Origin of the sequence: Streptomyces sp. NPDC090445, assembly GCF_044769385.1 — a bacterium.
Lineage (GTDB): Bacteria > Actinomycetota > Actinomycetes > Streptomycetales > Streptomycetaceae > Streptomyces.
The window spans coordinates 112318-130997 of sequence record NZ_JBIVXV010000020.1; the positions used below are offsets into that span (position 1 = coordinate 112318).

An 18680-nucleotide genomic window follows, 5' to 3' on the forward strand; every position below is an offset into this window, starting at 1 on the left:
CACCGGCCGGGGCGGGCCTCAGACGTACCGCTCCAGGATCGAGGACTCCGCCAGCCGGGACAGGCCCTCGCGGACGCTCCGGGCGCGGGCCTCGCCCACCCCGTCGACCGTCTGCAGGTCGTCGACACTGGCCGCCAGCAGCTTCTGCAGCCCGCCGAAGTGCTCCACCAGCCGCTCGATGATCGCCCCGGGCAGCCGCGGCACCTTCGCCAGCAGCCGGTAGCCCCGCGGCGACACCGCCGAGTCCAGGGTCTCCGGCGAGCCCGTGTACCCCAGCGCCCTCGCCACGTTGCCCAGCTCCAGCAGCTCCGGGTGGGTCAGGGCGTCCAGCGCCGGCAGCGCCTCCTCCACCGTCCGCGACCGCTTGGCCGTCGGCTCCGGCACGTAGTCGCGGATCACGAGCTCCCGCTCCTGCTCGATCCCGACCGTCAGCTCGTCCAGCTGCAGCGACAGCAGCCGCCCGTCCGTGCCCAGCTCGACCACGTATTCCGCGATTTCCGTCGCGATCCGGCGAACCATTTCCAGCCGCTGCGCCACCGCCGTCACGTCGCGCACCGTGACCAGGTCCTCGATCTCCAGCGCCGACAGCGTCCCGGCGACCTCGTCGAGGCGCAGCTTGTACCGCTCCAGCGTGGCCAGCGCCTGGTTCGCCCGGGACAGGATCGCGCCCGACTCCTCCAGGACGCGGCGCTCCCCGTTCACGTACAGCGCGATCAGCCGCATCGACTGGGATACGGACACGACGGGGAAGCCGCACTGCTTCGAGACGCGGTCCGCCGTCCGGTGCCGGGTGCCGGTCTCCTCCGTCGGGATCGACGCGTCCGGAACCAGCTGCACGCCGGCCCGCAGGATCTTCGTCAGGTCCTTGTCGAGGATGAGCGCGCCGTCCAGCTTGCACAGCTCCCGCAGCCGGGTCGCGGTGAACTCCACGTCCAGCACGAAACCGCCGGTGCACATCGCCTCGACGGTCTTGTCCATCCCGAGGACGATGAGCCCGCCGGTGTTGCCGCGGACGATCCGCTCCAGGCCGTCGCGCAGGGGCTGACCAGGTGCGACCGCGCTCAGCGAGGCACGCATCATGGATTCCTGCCTGGAGCTCGCGCCCGACTTCCCGGATGCTGCTGCCCCGTCCTTGGCTGCCACTGCACTCCTCCGGTCGCGGGTTGCGCCGCCTGCCTGGGCCGGGCGGACCAGCACAAAGTCTACCGGCGTGCGCTCGGCGCCCGCCGTGGCTTGGCAAGGTGCGCCCGCACGGGACCCCGTACCGGCCCGGCCGCGGGCCGCCGGGAGGCTACTGGGGGGCCGCCTCGCGGGCCGTCCCGCGGGCCGTCTCACGGGTCGTTTCGCGTGGCGCCTCACGGGTCGTTTCGCGGGTCGTCTCACGGGACCGCCGACGGGGCAGGACCCGCAGCGCATCACCGATGTCGGCGACCTCCGTCACCTTCATCCCGGGCGGCACCTTCCCCGGGTCGACCGGCACCAGGGCGTGCGTGAAACCGAGCCGGTGCGCCTCGGCCAGGCGCCGCTGCACCCCGGTCACCCGCCGCACCTCGCCGGCCAGGCCGACCTCCCCGATCGCCACCAGGTTCTTCGGCAGCGGGACGTCGCTCGCGGCGGAGGCCAGCGCCAGCGCGACGGCCAGGTCGGCGGCCGGCTCGGTGAGCTTCACCCCGCCCACGGTCGCGCTGTAGATGTCGCGCTTGCCGAGCGCGGTGATCCGGCCGCGCTGCTCCAGCACCGCCAGCATCATCGACACCCGGGAGGTCTCCAGGCCCGACGTGGTCCGCCGCGGCGAGGGGATCTGCGAGTCCACGGTGAGCGCCTGCACCTCGGCGACCAGCGGCCGCTTGCCCTCCAGGGTCACGGTCAGGCAGGTGCCCGGGACCGCCTCCGCACGCCGGGTCAGGAACAGCCCGCTCGGGTCGGCGAGCCCGGTGATCCCCTCGTCGTGCAGCTCGAAGCAGCCCACCTCGTCGGTGGCCCCGTACCGGTTCTTCACGCCGCGGACGAGGCGCAGCCGGGCGTGCCGGTCGCCCTCGAAGCCGAGGACCACGTCCACCAGGTGCTCCAGCAGCCGCGGGCCGGCGATCGCACCGTCCTTGGTGACGTGCCCGACCAGCAGCGTCGCCATCCCGCGCTCCTTGGACGCGCGGATCAGCGCCCCGGCGACCTCGCGCACCTGGGCCATGCCGCCCGGTGCGCCGTCGATCTCGGGGGAGGCCACGGTCTGTACGGAGTCCATGATCAGCAGCGAGGGCTGCACGGCGTCGAGGTGGCCCAGCACCGCCGACAGGTCGGTCTCGGCGGCCAGGTACAGGTGGTCGCTGAGGGCCCCGATCCGGTCGGCCCGCAGCCGCACCTGGCTCGCCGACTCCTCGCCGGTGACGTACAGCGTGCGGTGGGTCTCGCTCGCCGCCTTGGCCGCGACGTCCAGCAGCAGCGTGGACTTGCCGACGCCCGGCTCGCCGGCCAGCAGGACCACCGCCCCGGGCACCAGCCCGCCGCCGAGGACCCGGTCCAGCTCGGCCACGCCCGTGCTGCGGGCGGTCGCCGTCCGGCCGTCGACCTGCGCGATCGGGAGCGCGGCCGAGGTGACGCGGCCGGCGGAGGTGGTCCGCACGGCGGGCGCACCCATCTCCTCGACGGTGCCCCAGGCCTGGCATTCGGGGCAGCGGCCGAGCCACTTCGCGGTGGTCCAGCCGCACTCGGTGCAGCGGTAGGAGGGCCGGTCCTTGGCGGACGATCGGGATGTACGGGCAGCCATGCGGCCCACCGTATCCGCCCCCGCCGACAGCCCCTGCCGACAGCCCCCGCCGACGGCCCCGCCGGCAGCCCCGCGCGCGCCCGGCACCACGGCGTCCGCGCCCGGCGTTCGCGCCCGGCGTCAGGGCCGCGGTCAGCACCTGCTCGATCTCTTCACCCGTAAGGGCTAAAACAGCTCAAGGCTTCACGGGCCCCGCCGGGCGGCCGCCTACCTTCGCCAGGGTGGACCGCAGCAACCAGGAGAGCCCCGCCCCGCGCACCGGCGCACAACGGGCGCACGGGCGCACACCCCGTGAGGGGGCCGCCGCCGCAGAGCAGCCGCCGCCGTTCCGGCACGAGCCGTACCTGGACGGCCTGTTCACCTACTGCCTGTCGGTGCTGTGCGACCACGACACCGCCACCGACGCGCTCGCCGAGGTCCTCGCCGTCGCCGAGCGGCACCCCGGCCGCTGCCCCGACGAGGGCGAGCGCCGGGCCTGGCTGTACGCCCTCGCCCGCTGGGCCTGCGTACGCCGGATGACCGAGCAGCGGCGCGGCCGCCTGGGGGCGCACTCCGCCCGGCGCACGCCGGAGCACGCCGGTACCGAGCATGCGCCGGAGGTGCACCGCTCCCCGGGCTCCCCGGGCTCCCGCGACTCCCACAGCTCCCCCGGCTCCCTTGACGTGTACGCGTACCGGCGCACCGAGCTCGCCCGCCTCGCCTGGCCCGAGGCCGCCGGCACCACACCCGAGCAGCGCGAGGCCCTCGAACTCGCCGTCCGCCACCGCCTCGGCCTCCCCGAACTCGCCGCCGTCCTCGGCACGCCCCCGGCCAAAGCCCGCGAGCTCCTCGCCGGCGCCGCCTGCGAGGTCGAACGCACCCGCGCCGCCCTCGCCGCCGTAGAGACCGGCGGCTGCCCGTCGGTGTCCCGGCTCACCGGCGGGGGACAGCTCCTGCTGTCCACCACCCTGCGCGCCGAGCTCGTCCGCCACGTCGACGACTGCCCGCGCTGCCGCCGCGCCGCCGAACGCGCCGGCGCCGCCGCCCCCTGGCCCGGCTCCTGCGGCATCGACGCCGCCCTCCCCCTCGTCCCGGCGCCCCGGGCCGCCGTCCACGCGGCCATGCAGCGCACCGGCCGCGGCCGCCGCCCCGCCGTCCCCCGCTTCAACCGCACCGGCTTCCCCATGGACCCGCGGGACCGGGCCGCCCGCCGCGACCGGATGCGCGCCCGCGTGGTGACCACCACCGTCGTCGCCACCGTCGTCGCGGCTCCGGTCCTGGCGCTGTGGGCGGCGTACCGCGGCGCACCCGACACCGGCGAGCCCGCGGGCGCCGAATCCGGGATCTCGGCGAGCGACTCCGACATCCCGCCCCACCAGGGCGGCGTCCCGATGCGCGCGTACGAGAACGCCGGCGCCGGCCTCACCGCCGGCCTCACCGCCCGCACCGCCGGCTTCCCCGCCGGCACCCCCGGCCCCGGCTGGGACGTCTCCGTCCAGGTGATCGGCACCGGGCCGCCCGCCGCCCCCGACGGACCCGGCGCCCCCGGCCGGCTCACCGTCGCAGCCGCCCCGCACGGCGGGACCACCGTGCTCACCCTCACCGCGTCCGGCGGAGCCCCGGTGGACTGGCAGCTCCGGTCCGACGCGCCCTGGCTGCGGGCGAGCCGGACCGCGGGCACCCTGGCCCCCGGAGAATCGGTCACCCTGCACATCACCGTCGACCCCGGCACCGAGCCCGCGGGCCCCTGGGCGGCCCGGGTCGCCGTGGACCCCGGCGGGGCCGTGGTCGCGATCCGGGGCCACGGCCGCCCCGCCCCCACACCGCCCGCGACTCCCGCGCCGACGCCGACCCCCACGCCGCCCGCGCCCGACCCGACGGACCCCCCGAAGCCCACACCCACGCCGACTCCCACGCCCACCCCGACCCCGAGCGCGTCCGAGTCCGCCCCCGGCCCGGACCCCGGCGGAACGGTTCCTCCGCCCCCGGGCACCCCCGCCGCCCCCTCCCCGTGACAGCGCGCCCCGTCGCCGCACACCGGGGCGCACCACCGCCGAGATGCGCGAAAGGATCACGCCGGAGACCCTGGAGAGGTCACGACCCCGAGGCCGAGGAGGCCGGAATGAGCGTGATCGACAAGCTCAAGCAGATGCTGAAGGGCCACGAGAGCCAGGCCGCGCAGGGCATCGACAAGGCCGGCGATTTCGTCGACCAGAAGACCGGCAGCAAGTACGCGAGCCAGGTCGACACGGCCCAGGAAAAGCTCAAGGAGCAGCTCCGCGACCCCGAGAGCGGGCAGGGCGAATCGCCCCGGGCCTGAACGCACCGGCCCCGCCCCGGGCGCACCGGACGCCCGGGCACACCACCCGCCGGCGCCCGCCGGCCCCGCCCTACACCGGGTCGGCGGGGTGCGGGGCCATCGGCAGCAGGGAGGCCAGCCGCGCCTCGCAGTGCTTCACGAGCTCCGCGTACCCCTCCTTGCCCATCAGCTCCGTCAGCTCGGCCCGGTACGACACGTACACCGGCTCGCCCGCGCCGTGCGCCGACGTCGCCGAGGTGCACCACCAGTGCAGGTCGTGGCCGCCCGGGCCCCAGCCGCGCCGGTCGTACTCGCCGATCGTGACCTGCAGCACGCGCGTGTCGTCGGGCCGGTCGATCCACTCGTACGTCCGCCGGATCGGCAGCTGCCAGCACACGTCGGGCTTGGTCTCCAGCGGTTCGCGCCCCTCGCGCAGCGCGAGGATGTGCAGCGAGCAGCCGGCGCCGGCCGGGAAGCCGGGCCGGTTCAGGAAGATGCACGCACCCTCCCACCGGCGGGTCTGCCGCTCCCCGTCCTCGTCCTTCTGGACCCAGCCCGACTCGGTGCCCACGTCGTGGAACTGCCACAGCTCCGGGGACAGCCGCGCCACGTGCCCGGCGACCCGCTTCTCGTCGTCCTCGTCGGAGAAGTGCGCGCCGAGCGTGCAGCAGCCGTCGCTGGCGCGGCCCGCCTGGATGCCCTGGCAGCCGCTGCCGAAGATGCACGTCCAGCGGGACGTGAGCCAGGTCAGGTCGCAGCGGAAGAGCTGCTCGGCGTCGGCCGGGTCGGGGAACTCCACCCAGGCCCGGGGGAAGTCGAGGCCCTTCTCGTCGCCCGCGGGCGCACCGGACGCAGCCGTTCCGGCGGCCTCGGCCTTGGCCTTCGGCTTGATCTTCGTCTTGGTCTTGGACTTGTCGGCCTTCTTCATCTGTGGCACAAACCCAAGCCTAAGCGCCCCTAACGCCGCCCATCCTCCCGCCGCACAGTAGCGTTTCCTCGTATGAGACTCGGTGTCCTTGACGTGGGTTCGAACACGGTGCATCTGCTGGTGGTGGACGCGCACCCCGGCGCGCGCCCGCAGCCCGCGCATTCGCACAAGGTGGAACTGCGGCTGGCCCAGCTGCTCGACGAGGACGGCTGTGTCACCGCCCAGGGCATCGAGCACCTCGTGGCGGTGATCGCCGACGCCGTCCAGGCCGCCGAGGACAAGGGCTGCGAGGACGTGCTGCCGTTCGCGACCAGCGCCGTACGGGAGGCCACCAACGCCGACGAGGTCCTCGCCCGGGTCAAGGCCGAGACCGGTGTCGAGCTGCCCATCCTCAGCGGCGACGACGAGGCCCGGCTGACCTTCCTCGCCGTCCGCCGCTGGTTCGGCTGGTCGGCGGGCAAGCTCCTCGTCCTCGACATCGGCGGCGGCTCGCTGGAGATCGCGTACGGCATCGACGAGGACCCGGACGCGGCCGTCTCCCTGCCGCTCGGCGCCGGCCGCCTCACCTCCACCTGGCTGCCGGGCGACCCGCCGGACCCGGCCGACATCCGCGCGCTGCGCCGCCACGTACGGGCCCAGATCGCCCGCACGGTCCGCGATTTCAGCCGCTTCGGGGTGCCGGACCACGTCGTCGCCACCTCCAAGACGTTCAAGCAGCTGGCCCGTATCGCCGGTGCGGCCCGCTCGACCGAGGGCCTCTACGTCCAGCGGGACCTGACCCGCAAGGCCCTGGAGGAGTGGGTGCCGAAGCTGGCGGAGATGACGGTGGCCCAGCGGTCCGCCCTCCCCGGTGTCTCGGAGGGCCGCGCCGCCCAGCTGCTGGCCGGAGCCCTGGTGGCCGAGGGCGCGATGGACCTCTTCGGGGTCGACAGCCTGGAGATCTGCCCCTGGGCCCTGCGCGAGGGCGTCATCCTCCGCCGCCTGGACCACCTCCCCACGACGCCCACCGCCTGACGCCCGCCGCCCGCGGCCCCGCCGTCAGCCAGTCCGGGCCGTCAGCCAGTCCGGGCCGTCAGCCAGGACGGGCCGTCAGCCAGGACGGGCCGGCGGGCCGGCGGGCCGACGGGCCGGCGGGCCGACGGGCCGCGGCCGCGCGGTACGGACGGACGGACGGACGGACGGACGGACGGACGGACGGACGGACGGATGGGTCCGGAGGGGAGTCCTTCCGGCCGGCCGGGCCCTCGGTACCCTGTCCCCGTGGCAGAACCCGTCCGCATTCCGACCGCGAAAGTCGCCCTCTCCACCGCCTCCGTGTACCCGGAGTCGACGGCGACCGCCTTCGAGATCGCCGCACGCCTCGGCTACGACGGCGTCGAGGTCATGGTCTGGACGGACCCGGTCAGCCAGGACATCGACGCCCTGCGCCGCCTGTCCGACACCCACGGCATCCCCGTCCTGGCCGTCCACGCCCCCTGCCTCCTGATCACGCAGCGCGTCTGGTCCACCGACCCGTGGACCAAGCTCCAGCGGGCCCGGTCCGCCGCCGAACGCCTCGGCGCGAGCACCGTCGTCGTGCACCCGCCCTTTCGCTGGCAGCGCCAGTACGCGCGGGACTTCGTCACCGGCATCGCACGGATGGCCGACGAGACCGACGTCCGCTTCGCCGTGGAGAACATGTACCCCTGGCGCTACCGCGACCGCGAGATGCTCGCGTACGCCCCCGAGTGGGACGTCACCAAGGACGACTACCGCCACTTCACCGTCGACCTGTCCCACACCGCCACCGCCCGCACGGATGCCATGGACATGGTCGACCGCATGGGCGACCGCCTCGCGCACGTCCATCTGGCCGACGGCAACGGCTCCGCCAAGGACGAGCACCTCGTCCCCGGCCGCGGCTCCCAGCCCTGCGCCGAGCTGCTGGAACGCCTCGCGGCGAACTCCTTCGACGGCCACGTCGTCATCGAGGTCAACACCCGCCGGGCCATGTCCTCCGCGGAGCGCGAGGCCGACCTCGCCGAGGCCCTGGCCTTCACCCGCCTCCACCTGGCGGCGAGCACCGGCCGGGACGTGACCGCCCGATGACCCCCCGCACCGGCGACACCGCCGCCCCCCGCCCCCGCCGCGGCCCCGGCCGCCCCCGCCAGGACGAGGCCGACAGCGGCCCCGGCACCATGGAGCGGATCCGCCTCGCCGCCCGCTCCGAATTCGCCGCGCGCGGCTACGACAAGACCTCCCTGCGCGGCATCGCCAAGACCGCCGGCGTGGACGCCTCCCTGATCCACCACTACTTCGGCAGCAAGGACGAGCTCTTCGCCGACACCATCGAGCTGAGCCTGGAGCCCGCCCTCCTGGTCCCGCAGATCCTCGGCGCCGGGCCCGACGGCATCGGCGAGCGCCTGGTCCGCTCCTTCCTCGGCATCTGGGAGAACCCGGTCGGCCGCGCCCCGCTCCTCGCGGTGATCCGCTCCGCCCTCACCCACGAGGCCGCGGCCCGGGTGCTGCGCGACCTGGTCCTGCGCCGCCTGCTGGAGCGGGTCGCCGACGAGCTGAACGTCCCCGACCCCACCTTCCGGGCCGAGCTCGCCGCCTCCCACCTGGTCGGCATCGCGGTCCTGCGCTACGTCGTCCAGGTCGAGCCGCTGGCCTCCGCGGACCCGGACCACATCATCGAGCTGGTGGCCCCCACCCTCCAGCGGTACCTGACCGAGGGCTGACCCTCCCGTCCCGGCATCCGGACGACCTGTCCGTATCCCGGGCCGGGGGCGTAGCCTCGTAACCGAGCCATATCCACAGTCGCGGCGGGCGCGGGAGCGCCGCCGCAATCATGGGGAGTACCCGATGCCCGAGCTGAGGTCCCGCACCGTCACCCACGGCCGCAACATGGCAGGCGCTCGTGCGCTCATGCGCGCGTCGGGCGTAGCGAGCGAGGACATCGGCAAGCCGATCATCGCGGTCGCCAACTCCTTCACCGAGTTCGTCCCCGGCCACACCCACCTCGCCCCCGTCGGCCGGATCGTCTCCGACGCCATCCGCGCCGCCGGCGCCGTCCCCCGCGAGTTCAACACCATCGCCGTCGACGACGGCATCGCCATGGGCCACGGCGGCATGCTGTACTCGCTGCCCTCCCGCGACCTGATCGCGGACTCCGTCGAGTACATGGTCGAGGCGCACTGCGCCGACGCCCTGATCTGCATCTCCAACTGCGACAAGATCACCCCGGGCATGCTGATGGCCGCCATGCGCCTCAACATCCCGGCCGTCTTCGTCTCCGGCGGCCCGATGGAGGCCGGCCAGGCCACCCTCGTCGACGGCACCGTCCGCAAGCTCGACCTGATCAACGCGATCGTCGACGCGGTCAACGAGAACGTCTCCGACGAGGACGTCCTGCGCATCGAGGAGAACGCCTGCCCGACCTGCGGCTCCTGTTCCGGCATGTTCACCGCCAACTCGATGAACTGCCTCGCCGAGGCCATCGGCCTGGCCCTCCCCGGCAACGGCTCCGTCCTCGCCACGCACACCGCCCGCCGCGCCCTGTACGAAGAGGCCGGCCGCACCATCGTCGAGATCACCAAGCGCCACTACGAGCACGACGACCCCACGGTCCTCCCCCGCAGCATCGCCACCCGCGAGGCCTTCGAGAACGCCATGGCCCTCGACATCGCCATGGGCGGCTCGACCAACACGATCCTGCACCTGCTGGCCGCCGCCCAGGAAGCCGGCCTGGACTACGACCTCAAGGACATCGACGCCGTCTCGCGCCGCGTCCCCTGCCTCGCGAAGGTCGCCCCGAACGTCGCCCCCGGCGGCACGTACTACATGGAGGACGTGCACCGCGCCGGCGGCATCCCCGCCATCCTCGGCGAACTGCACCGCGGCGGCCTCCTGAACAAGGACGTCACCACCGTCCACTCGGCCAACCTCGACGACTGGCTGGGCACGTGGGACGCCCGCTCCGGCACCACCTCCGCCGAGGCCGTGGAACTGTGGCACGCCGCCCCCGGCTGCAAGCGCTCCGCGACCGCCTTCTCCCAGTCCGAGCGGTGGGAGTCCCTCGACCTCGACGCCGAGAACGGCTGCATCCGCTCCGTCGAGCACGCGTACTCCAAGGACGGCGGCCTGGCCGTCCTCAAGGGCAACATCGCGGTCGACGGCTGCGTCGTGAAGACCGCCGGCGTCGACGAGTCCATCTGGACCTTCGAGGGCCCGGCAGTCGTCTGCGAGTCCCAGGACGAGGCCGTCGACAAGATCCTCTCCAAGCAGGTCAAGGAGGGCGACGTCGTCGTCATCCGCTACGAGGGCCCCCGCGGCGGCCCCGGCATGCAGGAGATGCTCTACCCGACCTCCTTCCTGAAGGGCCGCGGCCTCGGCAAGGCCTGTGCCCTCATCACCGACGGCCGGTTCTCCGGCGGCACCTCCGGCCTGTCCATCGGCCACGCCTCCCCGGAGGCGGCCTCGGGCGGCACCATCGCCCTCGTCGAGGACGGCGACCGGATCCGCATCGACATCCCGAACCGCTCGATCGACCTCCTCGTCGACGACGCGACCCTGGCCGCCCGCCGGGAGGCCCTCGGCGGCGTCTACGCCCCGAAGAACCGCGAACGCAAGGTCTCCGCGGCCCTCCGCGCCTACGCAGCCATGGCCACGAGCGCCGACAAGGGCGCAGTCCGCGACGTAACCAAGCTCGCCTGACCCCGTCCCCGCCCGACCACCCCGGGCGGGGGCAACCCATCCCACCCGCGCTTGAGGCACGGTGTCCGGCAACCTCAGCCCGCCGACGCTTCGAGACGGAGGCCCGCCCCATCAGCCCCGCCGACGCTTGAGTTGCGGGGGCCGCCCCATCAGCCTCGCCGGCGTTTGAGGCGCGGGGCCTGGGGCGGAGCCCCAGGAACTCCCGGCTCCGCCGGGCCCGGAGTGCCCACCCCCGGGGCCGGGGCCGGGGCCCGGCCCATCCAGCCCCGCCGGCGTTTGAGGCGCAGGCTCCGCGGCGGCCCCCGGCGGCCGCCGGACCGGCGGAGCTACCACGCGGCGGGATCACCGGCGGCAACGGCGAACACGGCCCCGTCGGGCGCGGTCGCAAACACCCGCCCCCCGGCAGCAACCGGCGCAGGCAGCGTAGCCGTGAAGGCACCGCCGCCCTGCCCGGCCGCCGCCGCTCCCATCCGGGGCCGTGTCTGCCCGGCCAGCCGCCCGGCCGTGCCGTCCACGGCGAGCAGCCGCCCGTCGACCGCGGTCAGGTAGACCCGCCGGTCACCGCCGAGCACCGGCCGGGAGGCGGCCGTGACCCCGGTCTGCAGCCGCCATTCCTCGCGCTGTGCGCCCACCGCCGCCAATGCGCCCGACACTCCGAACACGTACGCCGTGCCGTCGGGGCCCACGGCCGCCTGGGCCTGGAGCAGCGGGGCCGACAGCGGTACGGACCGCACGGCCCGGGAGCCGAGGTCCACCCGCAGTACCGAGCGGGCCATCGCCCCGGCGTCGTTCTCCAGCAGGAACAGCCCGCCACCGGCGACGCCGACCGGCTCCGCCGTGCCCGTGGTCCGGGCCAGCGCGCGCACCGCACCCGTGACGGGGTCGACTTCCGAGACCTGGGTGGATTTCCCGTCGGCCGCGGGCGTGGCCACGTACAGGGCGGGGGCCGCACCCGGCTGCGCCGCACCCGGCTGCGCCGCACCCGGCTGCGCCGCACCCGGCTGGGCGGTACCCGGCTGCGCGTCCCCGCCGGCACACGCACACCACACCGAGCCGACCCCGCCGAACTGCTTGGTCCACTGGGCGACCCCGGTGGCCGCGTCCACGGAGATCGCCTTGCCGTCGGGCAGTGCGATCATCACCCGCGGTCCGGCGGGCACGACCCGCGACCCGGGCAGCAGCACCCGCTTCCACCGCTCCGCCCCGGTCGCCGGGTCCAGTGCCCGCAGGGCGTGGCCGCCGGACGAAGTGGTGAGGACGAGTCCGCCGTCGTGCAGCGGGGCGGCGGTCTCGACGGTGCCGGGGGAGGCCTGGACGGACCACACGACGGAGCCGTCGGCGGGGTCCAGCCGGGCCGCGGCCAGCCCGTGTCCCGAGCAGTACAGGCTTCCGTCCGCCCAGGAGCAGGCGGTGGGCGCGGTCCCGGCCGGCCCGGCGGTCCCGGTCCCGGTTCCGGATCCGGGCCTGCCCAGTACCCGCGACCAGGGTGTGAACGCCTTCTGCGCGCCCGCGGCCGACTGCGTGTCACCGCCCGCCGGCTGCCGCGGGCCGTCGTCGTCGCCGCGGAGGTACCAGCCGCCGCCCACTGCCCCGCCGGCCAGGAGCAGCCCGGCCGCGGCGGCGGCCATCACCCGCGCCCGCCGCCGGCCGCGGCCTGCCGGCCCCGGGGCGGTCCCGGCGGCTGCGGCGATCGCGGCGGCCGCAGCGGCTTCGGCGGGGGTCCGGGCCCGCTGGTGCGTCGGCTCCTCGGCGCGGCGCCGCGCCGCGTCCGCCACGGTGGGGGAGGCGGGGCGCCGCGGCTGCGGGACGAAGGTCTGGGTGTCTTCGCCGGTCGGGTAGGCGAGGGCGCGCATCGCCGAGATCAGGGCGTCGGCGGTGGGCCGCTCGGCGGGGTCCTTCGACAGGCAGCGGGCGATGACCGGCGCGAGCTGCGGCGGCAGCCCGGTGAGGTCGGGTTCGCCGTGCACCACCTGGTACGCGACGAGGTAGTGGCTGTCGGAGTCGAAGGGGCCCCGCCCGGTGGCCGCGTGCACGAGGACGGCGCCGAGCGCGAACACGTCGGCGGCGCTGCCGACCTCCCGGGGCCGCTGGAACTGCTCGGGCGCCATGAAGGGCGGGGTTCCGATCAGCTTCCCGGTCTCGGTGCGCAGGTCGCTGTCGGCGGGCCGGGAGATGCCGAAGTCGATGACGCGGACCCCGTCGGGGGCCATCAGCACGTTGCTCGGCTTCAGGTCGCGGTGGACCACCCCGGCCCGGTGGATGTCGCGCAGGGCCTCCGCGAGTCCGGCTGCGAGCCGGGTCAGTTCGGCGGGGTCCAGGACCCTTTCCCGTACGCGTTCGGCGAGGGTGGGGGCGTCGATGAAGAGGGTGGCCATCCAGGGCCGCTCGGCGTCGGGGTCGGCGTCGACGACGGGCGCGGTGAAGGCGCCGCTGACCCGCCGGGCGGCGGCGACCTCCTGGCGGAACCGGGCGCGGAACTCGGGGTCGACCGCGTGCTGGGGGTGCACGATCTTGACGGCGAGTTTCAGCCCGGAGCCGGACGTGGCCAGGCGGACGATGCCCATGCCGCCGGATCCGAGCACGGATTCGAGCCGGTACTGGCCGGCGTATTCCGGAAAGCCCACGTCCGCGCGCAGTGACTGCACTGCTCACCACCCCCGCCGGAGCCTAGTCGATATCCCGTGTGAATCTCCAAGGGCCTGCTACCCTGCGCGAGTTGTTCACAGCAGTGCCAAAAGGGGGGAGTTTTCACATGTCCGCAGAGAACGAATCCAGCCACATCGAGGCCCTCGCCGCGGGGTCCGGATTCCAGACCTTCCCGGTGGCGCCGGGCCACAGGGTGAACGTCCGCACCGGTCCCGGCACCGGCTACTCCATCGTCAGGGTCCTCCCGTACGGCGCGTCCGTGACGATCCGCTGCCAGACGGAGGGCGAGACGGTCAGCGGCCCGTACGGCACCACCCGCATCTGGGACTGCGTCGGCAACGGCGAGTTCGTGTCCGACGCGTACGTCAGGACGGGCAGCGACGGCTACGTCGCCTCTCCCTGCGGCTGACACGGACACAGGGGGTGCCGCGGCCCGGTCCGTCTGACGGCGTCTGACCGCGTCTGACACGTGAGACGCACCGGGCCGTCCGCCGCCGGCGGTGGATAATCGCCGGTGTGAGCGACGAACAGCAGCAGACCCCCGCCGAGACGCCCCCGGCCCCGCCCGCCGGGCCGCAGCCGGAGCCGATCCCGTTCTTCGGCACCACGTGGGTCGAGCGCGACGGCGGCTACGCCGTGCGCCGCGTCGCCGCCGGCGTGGGCTCGCTCGTCGCGGCCTTCGCCGCCGCCTACCTGCTGCGCTTCGCGTACGAGGGCCTGGAGATCGGGAACGTCGGCCCGGTCCTCAGCATCGCCGTCGTCGTCCTGTTCGCGATCGCCAGCGCGATCGCGTTCCTCAAGACCTGGGAGTCCTTCGGCCGCCGCCCGGCCCCGTCCTCGGACGAGGCCTCGCTCAAGGGCCTGAAGATGATCGGTTTCATCGGCTCCCTCATCGCGTACTTCCTGCGCTGCTTCCAGGAGGCTCCCGGCGAGAAGCTCCGCCGCACCGAGTACGAGCGCGCCGTCGTCGAGTACGAGCGCCGCCGCCGCTCCCGTACGGGCAACCCGGCCGCGCGCCGCCCCAAGCGCAAGAAGTAGCCCGCCCGCGAGCCCCCCCCGCAGCCCCCTTCCGCCGCGGTGTCCGGCCTGTTGACGGCCGGCACCGCCGGGCCCATTATTCATCGCATGATGAATAACTCGGAGCAGGGGGCCGCCCCGGCCCCGGCCCCCGCCGTCCACGCCGACGGCCTGACCGTCCGCCGCGGCACCGCCCGCGCCCTCCGGACTGTCCTCGACTCCCTCTCCTTCGACGTCCCCCGCGGCCGCATCACCGGCCTCCTCGGCCCCTCCGGCTGCGGAAAGTCCACGCTCATGCGCGCCGTCGCCGGCACCCAGGCCCACGTCACCGGCACCCTCGACGTCCTCGGCCGCCCCGCCGGCCACCCCGAGCTCCGCTCCCGCATCGGCTACGTCACCCAGGCCCCGTCCGTCTACGACGACCTCACCGTCCGGCAGAACCTCGACTACTTCGCCGCCGTCCTGGACCCCGGCCGCGCGGCCGCCGAACGCCGCCGCGCCGCCGTCACCCGGGCCGTCGCCGACGTCGACCTCACCGGCCACGCCGACGCCCTCGCCGGCAGCCTCTCCGGCGGCCAGCGCAGCCGCGTCTCCCTCGCCGTCGCCCTGCTCGGCGCCCCCGAACTCCTCGTCCTCGACGAACCGACCGTCGGACTCGACCCCGTCCTGCGCCGCGACCTGTGGAACCTCTTCCACGACCTCACCGCCACCCGCGGCACGACGATCCTCGTCTCCTCCCACGTCATGGACGAGGCCGAACGCTGCCACGACCTCCTCCTCATGCGCGAAGGCCGCCTCCTCGCCCAGGACACCCCCGACGCACTGCGGGCCCGTACGCACTCCACCACCGTCGAGGAGGGCTTCCTCCGCCTCGTCGACGAAGCCAACGCCCCCGCCGCCCAGGACCCCGCCCACGGCCTCGCCGCCCAGGAGCAGCCCCGATGAACGCCGCCCGCACCACCGCCACCGCCGCCCGCGTCCTGCGCCAGCTGCGCCACGACCCGCGCTCCATCGCCCTGATGCTGCTGGTCCCCGTCCTGATGCTGACCCTGCTCCGCTTCGTCTTCGACGGCAGCCCCCGCACCTTCGACGGCATCGGCGCGTCCCTCCTCGGGATCTTCCCGCTGATCACCATGTTCCTGGTGACCTCCATCGCCACCCTGCGCGAACGCACCTCCGGCACCCTCGAACGCCTCCTCGCGATGCCGCTCGGCAAGGGCGACCTGATCGCCGGCTACGCCCTCGCCTTCGGCGCCGTTGCCGTCGTCCAGTCCCTCCTCGCCACCGGCCTCGCCCTCTGGCTCCTCGGCCTCGACGTCGTCGGCTCCCCCTGGCTGCTGCTGCTCGTCGCCCTCCTCGACGCCCTGCTCGGCACCGCCCTCGGCCTGTTCGTCTCGGCCTTCGCGGCCTCCGAGTTCCAGGCCGTCCAGTTCATGCCGGCCGTGATCTTCCCGCAGCTGCTGCTGTGCGGCCTGTTCGCCGCCCGCAGCACGATGCACCCGGTCCTCGAAGGTATCTCCGACGTCCTGCCCATGTCGTACGCCGTCGACGGCATGACCCAGGTCGTCACCCACACCGACATGACCGCCGACTTCGTCCGCGACGTCCTCGTCGTCGCCGCCTGCGCCCTGCTCGTCCTCGCCCTCGGCGCGGCCACCCTCCGCCGCCGCACCCCCTGACCGCCCGTTCTGCGGACACCCGCCCCCACCCCCCGCGCCCGGGTGCAAGGATGAGGAGGACTACGCAGCACACGTACGCGCACCCAGTTCGGCGAGGTGACACCGCATGACCCAGACAGTCGCAGTCCTCGGTACCGGAAAGATCGGCGAGGCCCTGCTCAGCGGAATGATCCGCGGCGGCCGGCCCGCCTCGAAGCTCCTCGTCACCGCCCGCCGCCCCGAGCGCGCCGAGGAGCTGCACGCCCGCTACGGCGTCGAGGCCGTCAGCAACGCCGAGGCCGCCAAGCGCGCCGACACCCTCATCCTCACCGTCAAGCCGCAGGACATGGGCAAGCTCCTCGAAGAGCTCGCCCCGCACGTTCCCGCCGACCGCCTCGTCATCAGCGGCGCCGCCGGCATCCCCACCTCCTTCTTCGAGGAACGGCTCGCCCCCGGCACCCCGGTCGTCCGCGTCATGACGAACACCCCGGCCCTCGTCGACGAGGCCATGTCCGTCATCTCGGCCGGCAGCCACGCCACCGCCGAGCACCTCGCCCACGCCGAGGAGATCTTCGGCGGCGTCGGCAAGACCCTCCGCGTCCCCGAGTCCCAGCAGGACGCCGCCACCGCCCTCTCCGGCTCCGGGCCCGCCTACTTCTACTTCCTCGTCGAAGCCATGACCGACGCCGGCATCCTCCTCGGCCTGCCCCGCGCCCAGGCCCACGACCTCATCGTCCAGGCCGCCATCGGCGCCGCCGTGATGCTCCGCGACAGCGGCGAACACCCGGTCAAGCTCCGCGAGGCCGTCACCTCCCCGGCCGGCACCACCATCAACGCCATCGTCGAACTCGAACGCCACGGCGTCCGCGCCGCCCTCATCGCCGCCCTCGAAGCCGCCCGCGACCGCAGCCGCGAACTCGCCTCCGGCACCAGCTGACCTCCGGCTCGGGCTGACCCGGCTCGGGCTGACCCGGCTCGGGCTGAACCGGCCGCCCGCACCCGGGCCCGCCTCCGCGGCGGGCCCGGCGGCCGGCGGACCCTACGGGGCCAGCAGTCCGATCGCCTCGTACGCCCGGTCCACCATCGGCCGCGCGATCGCCCGGGCCCGCCCGGCCCCCTCCCGCAGCACCCCGTCCACCAGCCCCGGATCGGCCGCCAGCCCGGCGTGCCGCTGCTGCACCGGCCGCAACACCTCCACCACCGCCTCGGCGACATCCCGCTTGAGCGCCCCGTACCCGCCGTACCCGTCGGCGAGCACCGCCGGATCCCCGCCGGTGCAGGCGGCCAGCACGTCGAGCAGGTTCGCCACCCCGGGCTGCGCCTCCCGGTCGTAGACCACCCCGCCGTCCCCGCTGTCGGTCACGGCCCGCATCACCTTCCGGCGCACCACGTCCGGCTCGTCGAGCAGGTAGACCACACCCGGCCCGCCGCCCATGGACTTCCCCATCTTCGACCGCGGGTCCTGCAGGTCCATGACCCGCGCGGCCACCGCCGGATGCGTCGCCTTCGGCACCGTGAACGTGTGCCCGTACCGCTGGTTGAAACGCGCGGCCAGATCACGGGTCAGCTCCACGTGCTGCCGCTGGTCCTCGCCGACCGGCACCTCGTCGGCCGCGTACGCCAGGATGTCCGCCGCCATCAGCACGGGATAGGTGAGGAGTGACAGCCGCACACCGGCCCCGGCGGCCTGCGCCTGCGCCGCCTTCTCCTTGTACTGGATCATCCGCCGCAGCTCCCCGTCGGCCGCGGTGCACTCCAGCAGGTACGCCAGCCGCGCGTGTTCGTCCACATGGCTCTGGACGAACAGCGTGCACTTCTCCGGCGCCAGCCCGGCGGCCAGCAGCAGCGTCGCCGCCTGCCGGCTGAGCCGCCGCACCCGCGCCGGATCGTGCTCGACCGTCAGCGCGTGCAGGTCCACGACGCAGAACAGCGCCTCGTCCGGCTTCTGCTCGGCGGCGACCCACTGCCGTACGGCTCCCAGGTAGTTGCCCAGCGTCAGGTGGCCGCTCGGCTTGATACCGCTGAAGATCCGCGCCATGTTCCGTCTCCCTGTCTGTCCCTGTCGGTGTGGTGTGGGTGGCCGCTGTGTCCGGCGACCGGGCCACTCCCGGGAGGGGAGAAACGAAAACGGCCGCCGAGGCGGCGGCCGTGAGCGCATGCGTGCTCGCGTGGAAGGTCGGCCGCCGTCAGGCGGCCCACCAGCGAAGGCTGAGCGTGAGCGCATGCGTAGTCATGGGAGCCAGGCTAGCCCCTCGGACGGGGCGCGTCCTGGATTTGACACGCCCGTGCGTGATCCGTAAGGTTCTTCGAGTTGTCCGACGTGAGCGCCGACTTCGGTCGGTCCCCGGACAGCCCATCCCGCACTGCACACCCGAACGAACGGCGCACTCTGCCGTCTCGTTTTCATGCGTATTTGCGAATGGGGAATCCGCGTTCCAGGACGCAGCCGCCGATTGGCTTCGGGGGCAGGGAATCCGCTAATGTCTCACTCGCCGCAAGGGCCAACGGCCCGCGCAGCAAATCCCGCTGACTGGGAGTCGGGCCGAAAAGGTTCTGATAGAGTCGGAATCGCCGGAAGGGGAAACGCGAAAGCGAAGAGCCGGAAAGCGAAGCGCGAAACACTCTGATAGAGTGGGAAACGCAAGAACGAAAGCCCGGAGGAAAGCCCGAGAGGGTGAGTACAAAGGAAGCGTC

General features: G+C 74.2%; 16 protein-coding genes. 11 read left to right on the top strand and 5 right to left on the bottom strand.

What is annotated here, in order from left to right; all coding sequences use genetic code 11:
* Window positions 1–18: 18 nt before the first annotated feature.
* Both disA and radA read right to left on the bottom strand, forming a co-directional pair.
* Window positions 19–1143: a DNA integrity scanning diadenylate cyclase DisA gene (gene disA / locus ACIQUT_RS29390; RefSeq protein ID WP_403567151.1), complete on the bottom strand. Its 1125-nt coding sequence runs from the start codon at window positions 1141–1143 to the stop codon at window positions 19–21.
* Between the two features lie 148 nt (window positions 1144–1291).
* Window positions 1292–2764 carry a DNA repair protein RadA gene (radA, locus tag ACIQUT_RS29395; RefSeq protein ID WP_403567153.1) on the bottom strand — a complete coding sequence of 491 codons (1473 nt, stop codon included), beginning with the start codon at window positions 2762–2764 and terminating at the stop codon, window positions 1292–1294.
* A gap of 221 nt (window positions 2765–2985) precedes the next feature.
* Here radA and ACIQUT_RS29400 point away from each other — a divergent pair, with 221 nt between their 5' ends.
* Both ACIQUT_RS29400 and ACIQUT_RS29405 read left to right on the top strand, forming a co-directional pair.
* Window positions 2986–4758 carry a hypothetical protein gene (locus tag ACIQUT_RS29400; RefSeq protein ID WP_403567155.1) on the top strand — a complete coding sequence of 591 codons (1773 nt, stop codon included), beginning with the start codon at window positions 2986–2988 and terminating at the stop codon, window positions 4756–4758.
* A 107-nt stretch (window positions 4759–4865) separates the two neighbouring features.
* Entirely contained in the window at window positions 4866–5063 is a 198-nt protein-coding gene (locus tag ACIQUT_RS29405) for an antitoxin (protein ID WP_403567157.1), read from the top strand.
* A 70-nt stretch (window positions 5064–5133) separates the two neighbouring features.
* On the opposite strand, the gene ACIQUT_RS29410 is transcribed toward ACIQUT_RS29405, so the two are convergent.
* Entirely contained in the window at window positions 5134–5979 is an 846-nt protein-coding gene (locus ACIQUT_RS29410) for a hypothetical protein (RefSeq protein ID WP_403567159.1), read from the bottom strand.
* A 63-nt stretch (window positions 5980–6042) separates the two neighbouring features.
* On the opposite strand from ACIQUT_RS29410, the gene ACIQUT_RS29415 reads away from it, so the two are divergent.
* The 4 genes from ACIQUT_RS29415 to ilvD all read left to right on the top strand — a co-directional run bounded on the left by ACIQUT_RS29415 (window position 6043) and on the right by ilvD (window position 10665).
* Window positions 6043–6984, top strand: coding sequence for a Ppx/GppA family phosphatase (locus ACIQUT_RS29415; RefSeq protein WP_403567160.1), 942 nt, complete (start codon window positions 6043–6045; stop codon window positions 6982–6984).
* Window positions 6985–7230: 246 nt separating this feature from the next.
* On the top strand, window positions 7231–8058 hold the full coding sequence (locus ACIQUT_RS29420; RefSeq protein WP_403567162.1) for a sugar phosphate isomerase/epimerase family protein: 828 nt from the start codon (window positions 7231–7233) through the stop codon (window positions 8056–8058).
* A complete protein-coding gene (locus ACIQUT_RS29425; RefSeq protein ID WP_403567163.1) occupies window positions 8055–8690 on the top strand; it encodes a TetR family transcriptional regulator in 636 nt (211 codons plus the stop codon). The genes ACIQUT_RS29420 and ACIQUT_RS29425 overlap by 4 nt, the downstream gene beginning before the upstream one ends.
* A 124-nt stretch (window positions 8691–8814) precedes the next feature.
* The gene (ilvD, locus tag ACIQUT_RS29430) at window positions 8815–10665 is read left to right on the top strand and encodes a dihydroxy-acid dehydratase (protein ID WP_403567165.1); all 1851 of its coding nucleotides are present in this window, start codon (window positions 8815–8817) and stop codon (window positions 10663–10665) included.
* A gap of 326 nt (window positions 10666–10991) precedes the next feature.
* On the opposite strand, the gene ACIQUT_RS29435 is transcribed toward ilvD, so the two are convergent.
* Complete coding sequence (locus ACIQUT_RS29435; protein ID WP_403567167.1) at window positions 10992–13310, bottom strand: protein kinase; 2319 nt, start codon at window positions 13308–13310, stop codon at window positions 10992–10994.
* 107 nt (window positions 13311–13417) lie between these two features.
* On the opposite strand from ACIQUT_RS29435, the gene ACIQUT_RS29440 reads away from it, so the two are divergent.
* The 5 genes from ACIQUT_RS29440 to proC all read left to right on the top strand — a co-directional run bounded on the left by ACIQUT_RS29440 (window position 13418) and on the right by proC (window position 16923).
* Window positions 13418–13720 carry an SH3 domain-containing protein gene (locus tag ACIQUT_RS29440; protein WP_403567169.1) on the top strand — a complete coding sequence of 101 codons (303 nt, stop codon included), beginning with the start codon at window positions 13418–13420 and terminating at the stop codon, window positions 13718–13720.
* A gap of 107 nt (window positions 13721–13827) precedes the next feature.
* Window positions 13828–14349, top strand: coding sequence for a hypothetical protein (locus ACIQUT_RS29445; protein ID WP_403567172.1), 522 nt, complete (start codon window positions 13828–13830; stop codon window positions 14347–14349).
* An 87-nt stretch (window positions 14350–14436) separates the two neighbouring features.
* Entirely contained in the window at window positions 14437–15273 is an 837-nt protein-coding gene (locus ACIQUT_RS29450; RefSeq protein WP_403567174.1) for an ABC transporter ATP-binding protein, read from the top strand.
* Window positions 15270–16007, top strand: a complete 738-nt coding sequence (locus tag ACIQUT_RS29455; RefSeq protein ID WP_403567176.1) for an ABC transporter permease — start codon at window positions 15270–15272, stop codon at window positions 16005–16007. Before ACIQUT_RS29450 ends, ACIQUT_RS29455 begins: the two co-directional genes overlap by 4 nt.
* Before the next feature lie 106 nt (window positions 16008–16113).
* Window positions 16114–16923, top strand: coding sequence for a pyrroline-5-carboxylate reductase (gene proC, locus ACIQUT_RS29460; protein ID WP_403567178.1), 810 nt, complete (start codon window positions 16114–16116; stop codon window positions 16921–16923).
* 102 nt (window positions 16924–17025) lie between these two features.
* Here the strand turns inward: proC and trpS are convergent, their stop codons facing one another.
* A complete protein-coding gene (gene trpS / locus ACIQUT_RS29465; RefSeq protein WP_403567180.1) occupies window positions 17026–18024 on the bottom strand; it encodes a tryptophan--tRNA ligase in 999 nt (332 codons plus the stop codon).
* Window positions 18025–18680 lie beyond the last annotated feature (656 nt).

Bases quoted from the DNA above. Each gene is read 5' to 3' on its own strand.
- ACIQUT_RS29415 (WP_403567160.1), top strand. From the start codon at position 6,043: ATGAGACTCGGTGTCCTTGACGTGGGTTCGAACACGGTGCATCTGCTG.
- radA (WP_403567153.1), bottom strand. From the start codon at position 2,764: ATGGCTGCCCGTACATCCCGATCGTCCGCCAAGGACCGGCCCTCCTAC.
- ACIQUT_RS29450 (WP_403567174.1), top strand. From the start codon at position 14,437: ATGATGAATAACTCGGAGCAGGGGGCCGCCCCGGCCCCGGCCCCCGCC.
- ilvD (WP_403567165.1), top strand. From the start codon at position 8,815: ATGCCCGAGCTGAGGTCCCGCACCGTCACCCACGGCCGCAACATGGCA.
- ACIQUT_RS29425 (WP_403567163.1), top strand. From the start codon at position 8,055: ATGACCCCCCGCACCGGCGACACCGCCGCCCCCCGCCCCCGCCGCGGC.
- ACIQUT_RS29440 (WP_403567169.1), top strand. From the start codon at position 13,418: ATGTCCGCAGAGAACGAATCCAGCCACATCGAGGCCCTCGCCGCGGGG.
- trpS (WP_403567180.1), bottom strand. From the start codon at position 18,024: ATGGCGCGGATCTTCAGCGGTATCAAGCCGAGCGGCCACCTGACGCTG.
- proC (WP_403567178.1), top strand. From the start codon at position 16,114: ATGACCCAGACAGTCGCAGTCCTCGGTACCGGAAAGATCGGCGAGGCC.
- ACIQUT_RS29405 (WP_403567157.1), top strand. From the start codon at position 4,866: ATGAGCGTGATCGACAAGCTCAAGCAGATGCTGAAGGGCCACGAGAGC.
- ACIQUT_RS29455 (WP_403567176.1), top strand. From the start codon at position 15,270: ATGAACGCCGCCCGCACCACCGCCACCGCCGCCCGCGTCCTGCGCCAG.